We start from the raw sequence: 17305 nt of genomic DNA on the forward strand, positions 1-17305 counted from the left end.
CCGTATGACCCTCTAGTAGTGCGAATTACATATTGGGATAGTTAGGCCCGCCGCCGCCTTCTGGTGCTACCCAGGTAATATTTTGGGCAGGGTCTTTAATATCGCAGGTTTTGCAGTGCACGCAGTTCTGGAAGTTGATCTGGAAGCGTGGCTTGCCTTGATCATCTTCCACCACTTCATAAACCCCCGCAGGGCAGTAGCGTTGGGCCGGTTCTGCATAGGTTGGCAGGTTGTCGCGAATCGGCAGCTCTGGATCTGCTAGGCGCAGATGGCAGGGCTGGTCTTCTTCGTGGTTGGTGTTGGACAAAAAGACGGAAGTCGATTTATCAAACGACAATTTGCCATCGGGCTTCGGATAAGTGATTTTTTCGAACTCAGCAGCAGGCTTCAGCACGCCGTGGTCGGTGGTGGTGTCATGAACATTGGGTAGCTTATTGCCCAGCAGTTGATTGACGAAGTTGTAAGCACCGCCGCCTACCGTGCCATATTTATGCATAGCAGGGCCAAAGCTCGCGCTCTCTTTCAGCTCTTCATAGGCCCAGCTGGCTTGCCATTTCTCAGTGAAGCTACTTAGCTCCTGAGCACCTTCATCACCCCCCTTAATGGCTTCAAAGACGCTTTCTGCAGCGACCATGCCAGATTTCATCGCTGTGTGCAGGCCTTTGATTTTGGAAAAGTTCAGCGTGCCCGCATCGCAGCCAATCAACAGACCACCCGGGAACGTCATTTTCGGTAGGCAGTTAAAACCGCCTTTGGTAATGGCGCGCGCACCATAGGCAACCCGTTTGCCGCCTTCTAAATATTGGCTAAGCACCGGGTGATGCTTCATACGCTGGAATTCATCAAAAGGTGACAGCCAGGGGTTCTTATAACCAAGATCCATAATGAGGCCAACGACGACCTGCTGATTTTCTGCGTGGTAAAGGAACCAGCCGCCGTGAGTGTCTTTTTCAAGCGGCCAGCCCGAGCCGTGAAGCACAAGTCCGGGTTCATGTTTGTCGGCGGGAACATCCCACAGTTCTTTCAAGCCAATCCCATAGTGCTGTGGGTCACGACCAGCATCTAGTGAGAACTCTTTGATTAACCGTTTACCCAAGTGGCCGCGAGCGCCTTCCGCAAATAGTGTGTATTTCGCGCGCAGCTCCATGCCTGGCATATGGCCATCTTTAGGAGTGCCATCTGCGCTAACACCCATGTCACCAATGAGGATGCCGCGTACTGCATCATCTTCGATAATCACGTCCTGGGCAGCAAAACCAGGGAATATTTCCACCCCAAGGGACTCGGCTTGCTCTGCCAACCAGCGGCATAGGTTGCCTGCGCTAATCACATAGCGATTAAGCTCGCCGCCAGTGTTATGCATGCTTTTTGGCACTAGCGCATTAGGGATTTTTTGCGCTTTTTGAGCATCTTTTAATAGATAAACATCGTCACGAACGGCAGGTGTGTTAAGCGGTGCGCCGCGCTCTTCCCAATCAGGAAATAGCTCTGCCAGTGCGCGGGGCTCAAAGACAGCACCAGAAAGGATATGGGCGCCGACTTCGGAGCCTTTTTCGACGACACAAACCGTCAACTCTTGTTCCGCTTGATTTGCCTGTTGCATTAGACGGCAAGCGGAAGCTAGACCAGAGGGGCCAGCCCCGACAATGACTACATCGAAGTCCATGACATCGCGTTCAACATTTTCCACCCGGCTTCTCCTTATTCTCATAAGTGCCACTATTTACCAAAACTAGCCTGTACAAACGTCAAATGAGCGTTATGAGAACTAGCTTATAAAAAGATGGCCTTAATTTTAAACGGTCGTTTGCTTCTGGTTATGCTCCATGATAGGCATAATACCCCTGTAAGGTCACCCCTACGATGGCAAAAGCACCATTTATCCATGGAGTTTGCATCGCTGCTACGACCAAGGCCGTAGTTAATCAGTGTTGTCGCTAGTCACTAGGTTGTGGCAAATTGATAGGGTTTTTCATTTACAGACCTATCAAACGCTTGCATGAATTTTTTAAGGTGGCGTATTTAAATACACGTCGCCCCTATTTTAGAAGCATCAGTTGGTACGATGCTGAGACAAGCTAACGGCTTCCATCACAAGCCAAGCGAGGAATCTATGAAAGTACTCGTCGCGGTTAAACGCGTCATCGACTATAACGTCAAAATCCGCGTGAAAGCGGACAACTCTGACGTTGATCTTACCAACGTCAAAATGGCGATGAACCCCTTCTGCGAAATTGCCGTAGAAGAAGCGGTGCGCCTCAAAGAGAAGGGTGTTGCGACAGAAGTCGTGGCCGTTACCGTTGGCCCCAAGGCGGCTCAAGAGCAGTTGCGCACCGCGCTAGCGCTTGGGGCAGACCGTGCTATTCATATTGAAACCGACGAGCGCGTTGAGTCGCTTGCGGTGGCTAAGTTGCTAGCTAAGGTTGTTGACGAAGAGCAACCTGGCTTAGTGATTCTTGGTAAGCAGGCCATCGATACCGACAACAATCAAACGGGGCAAATGCTGGCCGCGTTGACCAATCTACCCCAAGGTACTTTTGCCTCTGAGGTTGCTGTTGACGGTGACAAGGTGAATGTTACTCGCGAGATCGATGGTGGTCTGCAAACCGTAGCGCTCTCTCTGCCCGCTATCGTTACCACCGATTTGCGTTTGAACGAGCCGCGTTACGCGAAGCTGCCCGACATCATGAAGGCTAAGAAGAAGCCGCTGGATACCAAAACGCCCGCTGATTACGGGGTTGAAGTGGCCTCTAAGGTTAGCTTGCTCAAAGTGGAGTCCCCGGCAGAGCGCAAAGGTGGTGTTAAAGTCGCCTCGGTAGATGAATTGATCGACAAACTGAAAAACGAAGCCAAAGTGCTTTAATAGGAGCTGATCTCATGAGCATTCTGGTACTTGCCGACCTTCATGAAGGTCAGTTAGCGGGCGCAACCGCTCACGTAGTTGCTGCTGCCAAGGCGATTGGTGGTGACATTGACGTGCTGGTGGCCGGTGAAGGCGTTCAGGCGGCGGCTGATGCTGCTGCAAAGCTTGAAGGCGTCAATAAAGTTCGCGTTGCCGATAACGCTGTTTACGCCCATCAGCTTGCCGAGCCAATGGGCGCTCTATTGGTTGAATTGGCTGGCGACTATACCCACGTGTTGGCTAGCGCCTCTACTACCGGCAAAAACGTACTGCCGCGTTTGGCTGCCTTAAAAGATGTTAGCCAACTGTCCGACGTGATTGGCGTTGAAAGTGCTGACACTTTCCTGCGTCCCATCTATGCGGGCAACGCCATCGCCACAGTAAAAAGCGACGACGCACTGAAAGTGATGACCGTGCGTACCACTGCGTTTGATGCGGTCGAGAGCACGGGTAGCGCCTCTGTAGAAGCGGTAGACGTAGTGGTCGAAAATGGTCAGTCTAGCTTTGTTAAGCAAGAGCTGGCGCAATCCGATCGTCCGGAACTTGGCGGTGCTAAAGTCGTGGTGTCTGGTGGTCGTGGTATGGGCAACGGCGAAAACTTTAAGCTGCTTGACGGCATCGCTGACAAGCTGGGTGCTGCCATTGGTGCATCACGAGCGGCCGTAGACGCAGGCTTTGTGCCCAATGATATGCAGGTTGGCCAAACCGGTAAGATTGTGGCCCCTGAGCTGTATATTGCCGTGGGTATTTCTGGCGCTATTCAGCACTTGGCGGGCATGAAAGACTCCAAAGTCATTGTTGCGATCAACAAAGACGAAGAAGCGCCAATCTTCCAAGTCGCCGATTACGGCTTGGTGGGTGATCTCTTCGAGGTTCTGCCGGAGCTTGAAAGCAAGCTATAAGCCACTGAATCTAAACTGGCTAAAAGCCGACTTCACCAGAAGTCGGCTTTTTTATTGGCGATGAATTCGATAAACTGCCAATAGTTGACTAAGGTACTGGGGTATAAAATGTATCAGTTATCAATAATCGCTACTCACGGTAATTAATTATAGCCGTGATGGTTGAAAAAGGTGGGGTAAGACCACACTTAGTTATGTGAACGTAACAAAAGCCACTTAAGGAGAAGTTAGCATGGCACATACACTTCCAGAATTACCGTACGCTTATGACGCACTTGAGCCGCATATCGATGCGATGACGATGGAGATTCACCACTCTCGTCACCACAACACTTACGTCACTAGTTTGAATGCTGCGCTTGAAGGCACGGGCCTTGAAGACGTGCCGGTAGAAGAGCTGGTTGCCAATCTTGATCGTGTACCTGAAGAGAAGCGTCAAGCCGTTATTAATCACGGCGGCGGCCATGCCAACCACTCTATGTTCTGGCAAATGATGTCACCTAATGGCGGCGGCCAGCCTCAGGGTGATGTAGCAAAAGCTATTGAAGCCGAGCTAGGCGGTCTTGACGCGTTCAAGGAAGCGTTCAAGGCAGCAGCGCTGGGTCGCTTTGGTAGCGGTTGGGCATGGCTCTCCGTGACACCTGAGAAAAAGCTGGTTGTTGAAAACACCCTGAACCAAGACAGCCCGCTAATGCATGGCAATACGCCGGTATTGGGTCTGGACGTTTGGGAGCACGCATACTACCTGAAGTTCCAGAACAAGCGTCCTGATTACGTAGCAGCCTTTTTTAACGTCGTTAATTGGGAAGATGTTGAGCGTCGTTATCAGGCGGCTATCGCCTAAACTCACACGCTGTGAGAAAGGCGCCAAGCTAGTTGGCGCCTTGGAAAAAAACCGCTTCCATTGGGAAGCGGTTTTTTTTGTTTTTGGGAGAAGGTTCAGCTGTTTCTGAAACAGCTCTTGTGATGACCCTAATGAGGGCTATTGAGAGCGTTCCTGGGGTGGTTCGGGGAAAGGCGTTTTAGGCGGCTATTGAGAGGCTGCTGGGTATGATATTGGGTACGAGCTGTCAATAACCTGTGGATGAAAAAATACCATATATGCTTGAATTGATTTTCTCATGGTCTATATATAGTATGCGTTGTGTCTTCCAGAGAGGGCGAGCACAAGATGTGCTCTACCCGAAAAACACCGCTATGAAAAGGAAAAAATAGCCATGGATATCCAAATTTATAGCAAGCCTGCTTGTGTTCAATGCACTGCTACCTACCGTGCACTGGATAAGCAGGGCCTAGAATATACCGTTATCGATATCACTGCTGAAAGCGGTGCCCAGGAGGAAGTGGAAGCGCTGGGTTATCGTCAGTTACCCGTCGTGGTTGCGGGTGAGGATCATTGGTCTGGTTTTCGTCCTGACCGTATTCAAGCACTAGCGTAAAACGTCGCTATGCAAAACGCTGATGTGGAAGCTGGGCGTAATCGTTCGTTAGTTTATTTTTCCACTAAGTCAGGCAATACCCACCGTTTTATACAAAAGCTTGGCTTAAGCGCCCAGCGGCTGCCACTAAACCGTGAAGAACCAACGCCACGCGTAGAGCAGCCCTACATATTAGTGACACCTACCTATGGTGGCGGCTATGCCGAAGGGGCAGTGCCGGGGCAGGTGATTCGATTTTTAAATGATGAGCACAATCGGCACCTCCTTAGAGGTGTTATTGCCGCTGGTAATACGAATTTTGGTGAGGCATACGGATTGGCAGGGCGAATTATTGCTCAAAAGTGCCAAGTGCCGCTGCTTTATCGATTTGAACTGTTTGGCACCGACGACGATGTCGCCAAGGTCCGCAAAGGAGTAGAAGAGTTTTGGAAACGTCAAGCTCAGTCTCTAGCAACGTAGCCGCTAACAATGGCGCTACAAAAAACTCGGCAGAAACAAAACGGCCTACTGCGGGGGTGTCCGAGGCGCGTACCCTGGATTACCATGCGCTGAACGCGATGTTGAATCTATACGGTGCCAACGGTGAATTGCAGCTCGATAAAGATCGCGAAGCCGCCCGCCAGTATTTCCTGCAGCACGTTAATCAAAACACCGTGTTCTTCCACTCGTTGGAAGAGAAGCTCGATTACCTAGTAGAAGAGCAGTACTACGAGGCAGAAATGCTGGCCCAGTACAGCTTTGCCTTCATTAAGGCGCTGTTTGAGCAGGCATACGCTTATAAATTCCGTTTTCCGAGCTTCTTGGGCGCTTTCAAGTATTACACCAGCTACACGCTGAAAACGTTCGACGGTAAGCGTTATCTTGAGCGCTATGAAGACCGTGTCTGCATGGTGGCGTTGACGCTGGCGCGTGGCGATGAGGCATTGGCCAAGTCACTGGTTGATGAAGTTATTAGCGGCCGTTTTCAGCCAGCTACGCCGACTTTCTTGAACTGCGGTAAACAGCAGCGCGGTGAGCTGGTTTCCTGCTTCCTGCTGCGTATTGAAGACAACATGGAGTCGATTGGGCGCTCGATTAACTCCGCGTTGCAGCTCTCTAAGCGCGGCGGCGGTGTTGCCTTCTTGTTGACTAATATCCGTGAGTCCGGCGCACCCATTAAGCGTATCGAGAACCAGTCCTCGGGTATTATCCCGATTATGAAACTGCTGGAAGATGCCTTCTCCTACGCTAATCAGTTAGGTGCGCGCCAGGGCGCCGGTGCGGTTTATTTAAATGCTCACCACCCGGATATTCTGAGTTTTCTCGACACTAAGCGTGAAAATGCCGATGAAAAAATCCGCATTAAAACGCTGTCGCTGGGCGTAACGATTCCGGACATTACCTTTGAGCTGGCCAAGCGCAACGACGATATGTACCTGTTCTCGCCCTACGATGTTGAACGGGTTTATGGCGTGCCGTTTGGGGATATCAGCGTGACCGAGAAGTACCATGAAATGGTCGCGGATGCGCGTATTCGTAAGCACAAGATCAATGCGCGTGCATTCTTCCAAACCCTGGCCGAGCTACAGTTCGAATCGGGCTATCCGTACATCATGTTTGAAGATACGGTTAACCGTGCGAACCCGATTGCCGGTCGTATCAATATGAGCAACCTTTGCTCTGAAATTCTCCAGGTGAATACGCCCACCGAATATGATGACGATCTTGGCTATCGTCAGGTCGGTCAGGACATCTCCTGTAATCTTGGCTCGATGAACATCGCTAAAGTGATGGACTCAGGCGATATTGGCACCAGCGTTGAGATTGCCATTCGTGGTTTGACCGCGGTTTCTGAGATGAGCAACCTGCGCAGTGTACCTTCCATTGCTGAAGGTAACGCCAAGTCTCGCGCCATTGGCCTCGGGCAAATGAACCTGCACGGTTTCCTGGCGCGCGAACACATTTATTATGGTTCGGAAGAGGGGTTGGACTTTACCAATCTCTACTTCTACTGCGTGGCATTCCATGCGATTCGTGCGTCTAACCAGCTGGCGATCGAACACAGTGAAGCTTTTGCAGGGTTTGAAGACTCCACCTACGCATCGGGCGCTTTCTTTGATAAGTACACCGATCAAGCGTGGTTGCCGAAAACTGAGAAAGTGCGTCACTTGTTCGAGCGTAGCGGTATTGCGCTACCTACCCAGGAAGAGTGGCAGGCGCTAAAGGCATCGGTAATGGCGCACGGGCTGTATAACCGTAACCTGCAGGCGGTGCCGCCAACGGGTTCTATCTCATATATCAACCACTCCACCTCGAGTATTCACCCGGTGGCAGCGAGAATTGAGATCCGTAAAGAAGGCAAGCTGGGGCGTGTTTACTATCCGGCGCCATTCTTGAATGAGGCGAACTTCGATTATTTCCAGGATGCCTATGAAATTGGCCCTGAGAAAATTATCGATACCTATGCTGAAGCGTCTAAACACGTTGATCAGGGGCTGTCGTTGACGCTGTTCTTCCCTGATACCGCCACCACGCGGGATATCAACAAAGCGCAAATTTACGCGTGGCGTAAGGGCATTAAGACGCTTTACTACATCCGTTTACGCCAGAGCGCGCTTGAAGGTACGGAAGTAGAAGGCTGCGTCTCCTGCTCGCTGTAATCGTATATCGCTTTTATTAGATCATGTTGGTGAGAGAATTCTGATGACCACTATGCAACGCTTATCGCGGGTCGATGCGATCAACTGGAACCGCCTTCAGGACGATAAAGACCTGGAAGTGTGGAACCGCCTGACCAGCAATTTCTGGCTGCCAGAAAAAGTGCCGCTCTCCAACGATATTCAATCGTGGAATACGCTGACACAGCAGGAAAAACAGCTGACGATTCGTGTGTTCACTGGCCTGACGCTGCTCGATACAATCCAGAGCAGCGTGGGCGCGCCGGTATTAATGGAAGATGCACGCACACCCCATGAAGAGGCGGTTTACACCAATATCGCCTTTATGGAATCGGTGCATGCGCGCTCTTACAGCTCGATTTTCTCAACACTGTGCGCGACGCGGGATGTAGATGATGCGTTTCGCTGGAGTGAAGAAAACCCGACGCTGCAGGCGAAGTCTGAATTGATCCTTGAGCGTTACCGCTCCGACGATCCGTTAATGCGTAAAGTGGCTAGCGTCTTCCTTGAGTCATTTCTGTTCTACTCGGGTTTCTACCTGCCGATGTACTGGTCGAGCCACGCCAAGCTGACCAACACGGCTGATCTGATTCGTTTGATCATTCGTGATGAGGCCGTGCACGGCTACTACATTGGCTACAAGTTCCAGCAAGCGCTGGCAGAAGCCACGCCCGAGCGCCAGCAAGAAGTGAAAGACTACGCTTATGAGCTGCTGCTAGAGCTTTACGACAACGAAGTGCGCTACACCGAATCGCTCTATGATGAGGTGGGCTTAACGGAAGACGTGAAGAAATTCCTTCACTACAACGCCAATAAAGCGCTGATGAACCTCGGGTTTGAACCGTTGTTCCCCAGCAGCGTCACCGACGTCGACCCAACCATTATGGCCGCGCTTTCGCCCAGTGCGGATGAAAACCACGACTTCTTCTCCGGTTCTGGTTCTTCCTACGTGATTGGTAAGGCCGTTGCCACCGAAGACGACGACTGGGCGTTTTAAGCTTATCGTTGGCGACTTTGCAACGTCGTTGATAGCTTGATGAGGCAAGGAGGGGGCAGTGCCGGGCAATACTGATAAGGCGCAGAATTTGCTGAAAATAGCAGCGGCAGTCGTGAGCGACTCTTCAGGGCGCTTGCTATTAGTGCGCAAGCAGGGCACGCGCTTTTTTATGCAGCCAGGCGGTAAAATCGAGCTGGGAGAGGAAGCCATCGCGGCACTCTGCCGTGAGTTAGAGGAAGAAGTTGGCTTACGTATAACAGGTGATCAGCTACTTCCTTTGGGCATGCAGCGTGCTTTAGCAGCCAATGAGCCTGATACAGTTATTGAAGCGCAGTTGTTCAGTCTGATGATTGATCAGCCTGTCCATGCTGGGGCAGAGATTGCTGAAACGATTTGGGTAACCCGCGAAGAGGCATTAAAGCTGCCGTTGGCGCCGTTGACCAAGCAGCATGTTGTGGTTGCTGCTTAGAAACGCTTTTCCTGTATTTTTACTGAACCTGTGTTTTTACCGAAGGGCGCCACTTGGCGCCCTTTTTTATGGTGGAGTGACGGTCAGCAGCGAAACACCATTGAATGCTAATGATAAATATTGTCATTTATTCTATTAGTGTTAGGCTATGCACTGCTTAAACGAAACGCAAATCGTTCATTATACCTAATGAATTTCTAGCGCGCCGTTAATGGCGACGTGCTAATCAGTAACGGAGACGTAACGTGCTGAAAAGGCCTTTCTTTGCCTTGCATGGAGGCTGGCTTGCCGGAGTGCTGGTCAGCGGTACGCTAATGGCAAGTGATGAGACAGTCGATCAAGCGGCCCAGAGTGTCGAGGCCCAGCAAGCGCAGTCCGCACTTCAGCAGCAAATTGATGAGGCTGATGACGCCACGCGTTCAGCGATTGAAGAGCTGCGCCGCCTAGAGCGGGAAACCCGCCAGATGGAAACATCCAATGCTGCTTTAAGTGGTCGTCTGGCCAGTGAAGCCGAGCGTCTGCAGCGCCTTGGCCAGGCTCTCGATACGTTGAGCGACACACGCGCCGCTCTGCCTGCTGTTGAGCAGGACATGACTGAGCAGCTAATCAGTTGGATCGAGTCTGACCTGCCGTTTCTGAAAACCGAGCGTTTGGCGCGTGTTCAACCCACTGAGCAGCAACCGTCAGAAAGTGCGGCGCGCATTGCCAATTTGCTGGAAGCTTGGCGTGCCGAGTTAGCGTATGGCCGTGAAGTGGATAGCTGGCGTGGTCGTTTGCAATTAGCAGAAGGTAATCCGCGTGAAGTGGACTATTTGCGCATTGGCCGAATCGGCTTTTATTACCTAACCCCTGATGGTCGAGAAGGGGGCGTGTGGGATAAGGCGAGCGGTGAGTGGCAGGCGCTTGATGAAAGCGCCCGCCGCGAGGTGCGTAACGGTCTACGTATTGCTGACGATCAGCGCACGCCAGAGCTGCTGCGTCTACCGCTTTCCATTATTGCTAACGACCACGCAGGGGGCCAGCAATGAGTCTGTTAACACGCCAGCGAGGCGCGCGCAGAAGCATCATCTGTTTTGCATTACTGGCAAGCCTTCTGGGCGGCAGTATGGCAATGGCGCAAACTGACAGCGTTGGTTCATTACGTGAAGCTCGCGAAGCCGCTGAGGCGCGTGACCAAGCGCGCTTGCAGTCGTTCCTTGAAGATCAAGAGGCGCTGGATGAAGCGCTAGCAGAGGCGCGGGCTGAACATCAAGCTGCAGAAGAACAGCAAGTCGCATTAGCCGCGCAGCAACAGGAACAAGCGCAACAGGCTCAAGCGCTGGCTGCGCGCCAGGAAGAACAGGGCGAAGCACTCACTTCGCTGTTGGCGGATCTGTCACGGCACAGCGAAGAGGTACGTAACGAGCTAGGTGGTGACAGCTGGTTAACGCTGGATGCTGATGCGTTACCACCGCGTCTTAATGAGATCGAGGTGCTGGAGCGTCAACAAATCGAAACTGTCGTGGACAGTTTAGCGATGCTAACGCTGAGCACTGGGCGTGCCGAGCGCCTTGAATTACCGGTGGCCGATGCCAGTGGCGAGATTGAATCGAGAAGCGTTGTGCGCTTGGGTGATTTTGCAGCGTTTACTGACACAGCGTTGCTCAGCAAAGGCCAAGATGATGGTGGCTTGGCGGAAGTGCCGCATACTCCTGCTGAAATCAGCGATGTGCTGGCGGCCTATCATCAAGGTGAAAGCCGTGTATTTGCCATTGATCCTACTCAAGGCAGCGTGCTGCAAGCTCTTGCTCAGCAGCCAAGTCTCTGGGAGCGGTTCCAGCAGGGCGGTTATGTCGGTTACGTCGTGGTAGCGCTGGGTGGCTTTGGCCTATTGGTGGCATTGGCGCAGTACCTTTACCTGGTCGTCGTCAGTGCACGGCTGCACCGTCAGCGTAAAGCGCTGGATCAACCGAATGCTAATAACCCGCTGGGTCGCGTGCTCCAGCGTTTCCAGGAGATGGATAAGCACCAAACACCGGAAGCACTGGAAGCGAGGTTGGATGAGGCGGTGTTGGCTGAACTACCGCGTATCGAGCGTGGCCAGCCGATTGTTAAGCTGTTGGCAGCCGTTGCGCCGCTACTGGGTCTGCTGGGTACCGTGACCGGCATGATTGTCACCTTCCAGGCGATTACCGTGTTCGGTACCGGCGACCCGCAGCTAATGGCGGGTGGTATCAGCCAGGCGCTGGTGACAACGGTGCTGGGGCTTGTGACAGCCGTGCCGCTACTATTTGCCCAGACGGCCTTAGCGAGTCGGAGTCGCTTGATTACCCAGGCCATTGAAGGTGAAGCAAGTGCCACCTTAGCTGACCATCTTGAAGCGCAGTCGACGGCTAATGCGCAAGCGGTGACCTAATATGCCCACGTTACCTCTTTGGCTTGAGCCCGTTGAGCGGCTGCTTGATGCCGGTGGTGCCGTTTTAGTGGTGCTGGCATTCGTTGCCGTGCTGGTGTTTGGGATGGCAATTGAGCGCTGGTGGTATTACCGCTTTAGTTGGCGGCGTGCCCGTCGCCAACTGATTCGTCGCTGGGCGGCACGCAGTGATCACCGTAGCTGGAGTGCACGCACGCTACGCAATGTCTGGACAGAGGCGCTGGTTGCTAAGCTACGCCGCCCGTTGCCCTGGATCAAACTGCTTGTAGCGTTATGCCCACTGCTGGGCTTGCTGGGTACTGTCACCGGTATGATTACCGTGTTCGATAGCCTTTCTCTTAGTGATACTCATCAGGCGCGGGCCATGGCCGACGGTGTTGCCCGTGCCACGCTGCCCACGCTAACCGGCATGGCAATTGCTGTGGTGGGGTTGCTGTTTATTAGTCGTTTAGAGCACGTGATTCGTCGCGAAGACCAGCGGTTACACGACCGCTTAGCCCGTGCCTTGGAGGAGAATGATGCGTAGACGCCGTTCCATAGACACCACGGCTGATAGTAATGAAGTTAACCTAACGCCGATGCTGGACGTTGTCTTTATCATGCTGATCTTCTTTATTGTGACGACCAGCTTCATTAAAGAGAGCGGTGTTGAGATTGAACGCCCCGAAGCGGCAGCGGCAAGCCCGCGCCCCGATGCACAGGTGCTGATTGCTGTGACGCCGGAGGGGGCTGTTTGGGTCGATGGAAAGCCAGTCGATGTGCATCGTATCGGCCAGCAGGTTGCCGGCATGTTGAGTGATGATGGCTCCGTTGTTATCCAGGCCGACCGGGAATCCACGACTGGCTTGTTGATTGAAGTGATGGATCGCCTCAAGCAGGCGGGTGTTGACCAGATCGCCGTGGCAGCGAGCCGGAGTGCACCATGATTCGTCATGTCCTCTCGATACTGGGTGGCATTGCCTTAGCCGTTGGCTTGTTTTGGATGTTAGCGCTACTGGTGGCGCCACCGGAGCGCTCGCCTGAGACGCCGATCATGACCATGTCGATGACCATGATAGAAGCGCCAGAGATGGCGCCAGAGCAGGAGGCACCGCCGCCGGCGCCTTCAGAGGCAGCGCCAGTAACACCGCCGCCGATGCCTATGCCAGCGCCGGCACCTATCGCTGAGAGTGCGATTGCGCTACCTGAGGTAGAGCTTCCTGACGAGCCAGTGGAGCCGGTTGAGTTGGAGAGTGAGTTGCCAGAGCTGACTGAAATTACTCCCGAACCGACACCGCAGCCTGCGCCGAAGCCGTCTCCAAGACCTGCGCCGCAACCTGACCCTGCGCCACAGCCAGCAGAAACGGTAGCGCCTTCTCCTGCGCCTTCGACAGCGCAGCGAGAGGCCGCGCCAGTGGCAGAGCCTGCGCCATCGAATGAGCCTGTCAGTGTCGGGCAAGTTGCCCCGACCAGTCGCGTGAATCCTTCTTATCCGCCGCGTGCTCAGCGGCGGGGCATGGAGGGCTTTGTTGAGGTGGAGTTTGTTATTCGCCGAGATGGTAGTGTCGATAACGGCACAATTCGCGTCACGCGGGCGCAGCCGAGGCGAGTGTTTGAAGACGCAGCCCGCGAAGCGATCGCGCGCTGGCAGTTCGAACCCGGTCAGCAGCTTCGTCGCGCCACGCAGCGCATTGAGTTCCAGTTGAGATAGCCCGTTGAGATAGCTCGTTGAGTTAGTCCGTTGGAACAGCTCGTTGGAACAGCTCGTTGGAATAGTTCGTTGGAATAGTTCGTTGGAATAGTTCGTTGAAATGGTTTGTTGGAATGGTTCGTTGAGTCAGCCCATTGAAAATGCCAGTCGAGGAAAGAGTATGCAGCGTTGGGTGGGAATCGTCGTATTAAGCGCGCTAAGCGTCATGGCGCACGCGAACGAACCGCTGCCGGGTGACATTGTTCGCGATCTTAATGGGTTACAAAGCCAATTAGCTGAGCAGCCCAGAGGCGAGGCTGATAGCGATGTGCTCAACCGTATTACGCGCCATGCGCGATCCCAGGCAGCGCGCCTCGCTGGCGGCAATCGTGCGGACCAGTGGGCGAGTGCGCTCTATCATCAGCTCGCCGCGAGTGCGTTGGTGCGTCAAGGTGAGCACGTTGCGGCAGCTGATGAGTTAGCCAGCGCACGACAGCGCCCTAGCGTGCCTAGCAGCCAAATTCTGCGCTGGCTGCGTGATGAGGCGTCGCTGCGTCGCGCAGGTAACCAGCGTACAGAAGCCATCACGCTGTATGAACAGTGGCTAACCCAATCTCAGGGCAGTTCGCACTACGATGAATCAGCATGGCGACTGATTCGCTTATTGGCGGAAGTGGAGCGCTGGGATGACGCCGCTGAATGGCTGTTCCCGCTACTGCAAAAAGGTGGATTGACTGACGCGCAGCAGGCACTAACCACGGTGGTGTTACGCAATGCGGGACAAAACGAGCAAGCTCTCGGTTGGCTAGTGGGTGATTTGAATGCGCAGAGCGAGCCTGATGCTTGGCGTCAGGCGGCAGGGCTTGCCCAGCAAGCAGGCCAGGCTGGTGTGGCGGCTGGCGTGTGGGAGATGGCATGGCAGCTGGGGAAGTTCACCGCGACTGAAGATCGCTTAACGTTAATTCGTCTGCATTTAGCGGGTGGTACGCCAGCTAGGGCAGGCGAGCACTTGGAAGCGGCTATTCAAGAAGGTGTGTTGGAGCGTGATGAAGAAACGTTACGGCTGCTGGCGGGGGCGTGGCAGCAGGCTAGGCATGTTGATAAGGCGTTAAGCGCTTGGAGAGCGCTTGCTGAGAACACTCAGCAAGCGGAAGACTGGCGGCAGTATGGACAGCTGGCTTATCGCTGGGGGCAAGATGGTCAGGCCGAGGAAGCGCTTATCAAGGCGGCGAATCTTGGTGACGATCAGGCAGAGCAGTGGTTGGCGAATTTTGAAGAGTGAAGTGACAAGCTCTCGGTAAGGCGCCCCTCGAATAACGTAAGGGGCGTACGTGTGCTTGGCTTGTTTGTGCTTAGTCTGTCTGGGCAAGCGTCAGCGCAAAATCACTCCAGGTAGGAGCGTGATCGGAAGGCCGCTCCATGCCGCGCAGTTCATAATCGATGCCTGCGCCAGTGACGCATTCGGCAAGCGGTTTAGACACCAGGATGTAGTCAATGCGCAGGCCGCGTTTTGGCTCGCGGTCAAAACCTTTTGAGCGATAGTCAAACCAGCTGAACCACTCACTGTTATCTGGGTGGCACAGCCGATAGCTGTCGCTAAGGCCCCACGCTTTTATACCTTCAAGCCATTCTCGCTCGATAGGCTGAAAGCTGGCTTTGCCCTCGCGCAACCAGCGTTTGCGGCTCGGTTCACCAATGCCAATATCCTGATCTTCCGGCGATATGTTGAAATCCCCCATGATCGCCAGTTGCTCTTCAGGATGGTGCTGGTTTTGTAGCAGGCTTGCCAACTGCCGATAGAAGCGCGCTTTATGTGGGAATTTAGTTGGGTGTTCAACGTTTTCACCCTGGGGGAAGTAGCCATTCCAAACAGTGACCGGTTCACCATTATCGGCTAGTAACCGTACGCCAATCATCCGGCGTTGGGCGTCTTCCTCATCATCAGGGAAGCCATAAAATACCGCTTGGGGTTTTTGCCGACACATTAAGGCAACCCCGTAATGGCCTTTTTGACCGTAATAAAAAACGTGATAGCCCATGGCTTCAACGTCAGCCAGAGGAAACTCGCTGTCGTGTACTTTGGTTTCCTGTAGGCCAATGACGTCTGGCTGCTGCGTATCAATCAGCGCTTGAAGCTGATGAAGCCGTGCCCGAATGCCATTGATATTAAACGAGACCAAACGCATTACGAACGATCTCCTGAAGGGTTGTCTCCTTCTTTATCAGGATGGATGGCAATATTCTGTCCGTCTTGCTGGCGTGCCAGTTTACGCACGGCTTGAAGCTTGCGTTGTTGCTGCTTCTTAGCCACAAAGCGGCGTGAAGGAGCCACTTGGTCAGGGTTGTCATGGCGCCATTTTTTGTAATCTTTGCGGCGACCAGTGCGGATAGTTACCTTATCCGCTAGCGAACGAGTTTTTTTCTTACGCGTCATGTCGCGCTCCTTGGGTTAATTTATGCCTCATTCTAACAGGCAAGCGCACTCCTTCGACAGCAGGACGCGCTCTTATCGCCAACCCCTGGTACAATGCGCACTTCGTGATGCCTAACATCCACAGCAATGGACAGATACACAGCCTATGAGCGAGTCGGAACAGACCACAGCATCGGCCCAGAACCGCAAGCCTAAACGCCGCCGTCGGAAGCCGCGTCGTCGTCAATCGAACTGGGATCTTCGTCAGTTTCAGGTGCCCGCCGTTGCCGGCAAGTGGCGCTTCCATGACTTTGATTTGCCGCTGCCTTTAATGCGTGCCATTCATGCCCAAGGGTTTGAATACTGCACGCCTATTCAGTCAGAGGCACTGCGTCACACGTTGCTGGGTGGCGATATTGTCGGCAAGGCGCAGACAGGCACCGGAAAAACCGCCGCCTTTTTGATCTCGGTAATGGCTTATTTTCTGGAAGAGCCGACCCCTGATGGCCAAAAACAAGGCGCACCCCGTGCGTTGATTATTGCGCCTACCCGGGAGCTGGCACTGCAAATTGAAAAAGATGCTAAAGCGCTTGCTCGCTTCACGCAGCTCAATGTGGCCAGTGTTGTCGGCGGCATGGACTATCAAAAGCAGCGCGACAGCTTGGGTAAGAAGATCGATATTCTGGTGGCAACACCCGGTCGCTTACTGGATTTCCACCAGAAGCGCGATATCGACCTTTCCGAAGTTGAAGTGTTGGTATTGGATGAAGCGGATCGCATGCTTTCCATGGGCTTTATTCCCGATGTGAAGCGCATCATTCGCTATACGCCTAAAAAAGAGGAGCGCCAGACGTTTCTGTTCTCGGCAACCTTTACCGACGATATCTTGAACCTAGCGAGTCAATGGACGCTCGATCCTGCTCATGTAGAGATTGAAGTCACCGTTGAGAACCAGGCAGATATCGATCAGCGCGTTTATCTAGTCTCTGATGACGATAAGCAGCGACTGTTGGTGAATTTGCTGACGCAGGAGAGCTTCGAGCGCGTGATGGTGTTTGGTAACCGTCGTGATCTTGTGCGCAAGCTAGATGATTTGCTGAAAAAAGCAGGCGTCAGTGTCGCTATGCTGTCTGGCGATGTGCCGCAAAATCAGCGCATCAAAACCTTGGAAAGCTTCCGTGAGGGAGAAATCCAAGTGCTGGTGGCAACTGATGTCGCAGGGCGTGGCATTCATATTGAAGATGTCAGCCACGTGATCAACTACACGTTGCCGGAAGATCCAGAAGATTACGTTCATCGCATTGGACGTACCGGTCGTGCGGGTGCCAAAGGTGTCTCGATTAGTTTTGTTGGCGAAGAAGATGCGTTCTCGCTACCAGAGATTGAGCGCTACATTAACGGTAAGTTGCCCTGCGAACATCCGCCGGAAGGCATGCTGTAACGC

Annotated in this window: 18 protein-coding genes; 15 read left to right on the forward strand and 3 right to left on the reverse strand. The window is 53.3% G+C overall.

Going from position 1 to position 17305, the window contains the following annotated elements; genetic code table 11:
* Positions 1–25: 25 nt before the first annotated feature.
* The gene (locus CEK60_RS03030) at positions 26–1690 is read right to left on the reverse strand and encodes an electron transfer flavoprotein-ubiquinone oxidoreductase (protein ID WP_089037763.1); all 1665 of its coding nucleotides are present in this window, start codon (positions 1688–1690) and stop codon (positions 26–28) included.
* Positions 1691–2113: 423 nt separating this feature from the next.
* Between CEK60_RS03030 and CEK60_RS03035 the strand changes: the two genes are divergently transcribed.
* From CEK60_RS03035 to CEK60_RS03100, 14 genes are all read left to right on the forward strand, one after another.
* On the forward strand, positions 2114–2863 hold the full coding sequence (locus tag CEK60_RS03035) for an electron transfer flavoprotein subunit beta/FixA family protein (RefSeq protein WP_038485245.1): 750 nt from the start codon (positions 2114–2116) through the stop codon (positions 2861–2863).
* Positions 2864–2877: 14 nt separating this feature from the next.
* Complete coding sequence (locus CEK60_RS03040) at positions 2878–3804, forward strand: electron transfer flavoprotein subunit alpha/FixB family protein (protein WP_089037764.1); 927 nt, start codon at positions 2878–2880, stop codon at positions 3802–3804.
* A gap of 232 nt (positions 3805–4036) precedes the next feature.
* The gene (locus CEK60_RS03045) at positions 4037–4648 is read left to right on the forward strand and encodes a superoxide dismutase (RefSeq protein ID WP_089037765.1); all 612 of its coding nucleotides are present in this window, start codon (positions 4037–4039) and stop codon (positions 4646–4648) included.
* A 373-nt stretch (positions 4649–5021) separates the two neighbouring features.
* Positions 5022–5243: a glutaredoxin-like protein NrdH gene (gene nrdH / locus CEK60_RS03050; protein ID WP_009722061.1), complete on the forward strand. Its 222-nt coding sequence runs from the start codon at positions 5022–5024 to the stop codon at positions 5241–5243.
* A gap of 9 nt (positions 5244–5252) precedes the next feature.
* Positions 5253–5702, forward strand: a complete 450-nt coding sequence (gene nrdI / locus CEK60_RS03055; protein ID WP_089037766.1) for a class Ib ribonucleoside-diphosphate reductase assembly flavoprotein NrdI — start codon at positions 5253–5255, stop codon at positions 5700–5702.
* Positions 5703–5758: 56 nt separating this feature from the next.
* Positions 5759–7882 carry a class 1b ribonucleoside-diphosphate reductase subunit alpha gene (gene nrdE / locus CEK60_RS03060; protein ID WP_089040833.1) on the forward strand — a complete coding sequence of 708 codons (2124 nt, stop codon included), beginning with the start codon at positions 5759–5761 and terminating at the stop codon, positions 7880–7882.
* Positions 7883–7925: 43 nt separating this feature from the next.
* Positions 7926–8897 (forward strand): class 1b ribonucleoside-diphosphate reductase subunit beta, encoded by a 972-nt coding sequence (gene nrdF, locus CEK60_RS03065; protein ID WP_038485235.1) that lies wholly within the window; start codon positions 7926–7928, stop codon positions 8895–8897.
* 58 nt (positions 8898–8955) lie between these two features.
* The gene (locus CEK60_RS03070; RefSeq protein WP_089037767.1) at positions 8956–9366 is read left to right on the forward strand and encodes an NUDIX hydrolase; all 411 of its coding nucleotides are present in this window, start codon (positions 8956–8958) and stop codon (positions 9364–9366) included.
* A 245-nt stretch (positions 9367–9611) separates the two neighbouring features.
* Positions 9612–10394: a DUF3450 domain-containing protein gene (locus CEK60_RS03075; protein WP_089037768.1), complete on the forward strand. Its 783-nt coding sequence runs from the start codon at positions 9612–9614 to the stop codon at positions 10392–10394.
* Complete coding sequence (locus CEK60_RS03080) at positions 10391–11761, forward strand: MotA/TolQ/ExbB proton channel family protein (protein ID WP_089037769.1); 1371 nt, start codon at positions 10391–10393, stop codon at positions 11759–11761. The genes CEK60_RS03075 and CEK60_RS03080 overlap by 4 nt, the downstream gene beginning before the upstream one ends.
* Before the next feature lies 1 nt (position 11762).
* Positions 11763–12305 carry a MotA/TolQ/ExbB proton channel family protein gene (locus CEK60_RS03085; RefSeq protein WP_089037770.1) on the forward strand — a complete coding sequence of 181 codons (543 nt, stop codon included), beginning with the start codon at positions 11763–11765 and terminating at the stop codon, positions 12303–12305.
* Positions 12298–12705, forward strand: a complete 408-nt coding sequence (locus tag CEK60_RS03090) for an ExbD/TolR family protein (RefSeq protein ID WP_038485222.1) — start codon at positions 12298–12300, stop codon at positions 12703–12705. The genes CEK60_RS03085 and CEK60_RS03090 overlap by 8 nt, the downstream gene beginning before the upstream one ends.
* Positions 12702–13469 (forward strand): TonB family protein, encoded by a 768-nt coding sequence (locus tag CEK60_RS03095; protein ID WP_089037771.1) that lies wholly within the window; start codon positions 12702–12704, stop codon positions 13467–13469. The genes CEK60_RS03090 and CEK60_RS03095 overlap by 4 nt, the downstream gene beginning before the upstream one ends.
* A gap of 121 nt (positions 13470–13590) precedes the next feature.
* Positions 13591–14730 (forward strand): hypothetical protein, encoded by a 1140-nt coding sequence (locus tag CEK60_RS03100; RefSeq protein ID WP_332459892.1) that lies wholly within the window; start codon positions 13591–13593, stop codon positions 14728–14730.
* A 70-nt stretch (positions 14731–14800) separates the two neighbouring features.
* Here CEK60_RS03100 and xthA read toward each other — a convergent pair whose 3' ends face one another.
* Positions 14801–15634, reverse strand: coding sequence for an exodeoxyribonuclease III (xthA, locus tag CEK60_RS03105; RefSeq protein WP_089037773.1), 834 nt, complete (start codon positions 15632–15634; stop codon positions 14801–14803).
* Positions 15634–15882 (reverse strand): hypothetical protein, encoded by a 249-nt coding sequence (locus tag CEK60_RS03110; RefSeq protein ID WP_038485210.1) that lies wholly within the window; start codon positions 15880–15882, stop codon positions 15634–15636. Before CEK60_RS03110 ends, xthA begins: the two co-directional genes overlap by 1 nt.
* 145 nt (positions 15883–16027) lie before the next feature.
* On the opposite strand from CEK60_RS03110, the gene rhlB reads away from it, so the two are divergent.
* Positions 16028–17302 carry an ATP-dependent RNA helicase RhlB gene (rhlB, locus tag CEK60_RS03115; RefSeq protein ID WP_089037774.1) on the forward strand — a complete coding sequence of 425 codons (1275 nt, stop codon included), beginning with the start codon at positions 16028–16030 and terminating at the stop codon, positions 17300–17302.
* Positions 17303–17305 lie beyond the last annotated feature (3 nt).

Source organism: Halomonas sp. N3-2A (genome assembly GCF_002216165.1).
Lineage (GTDB): Bacteria > Pseudomonadota > Gammaproteobacteria > Pseudomonadales > Halomonadaceae > Vreelandella.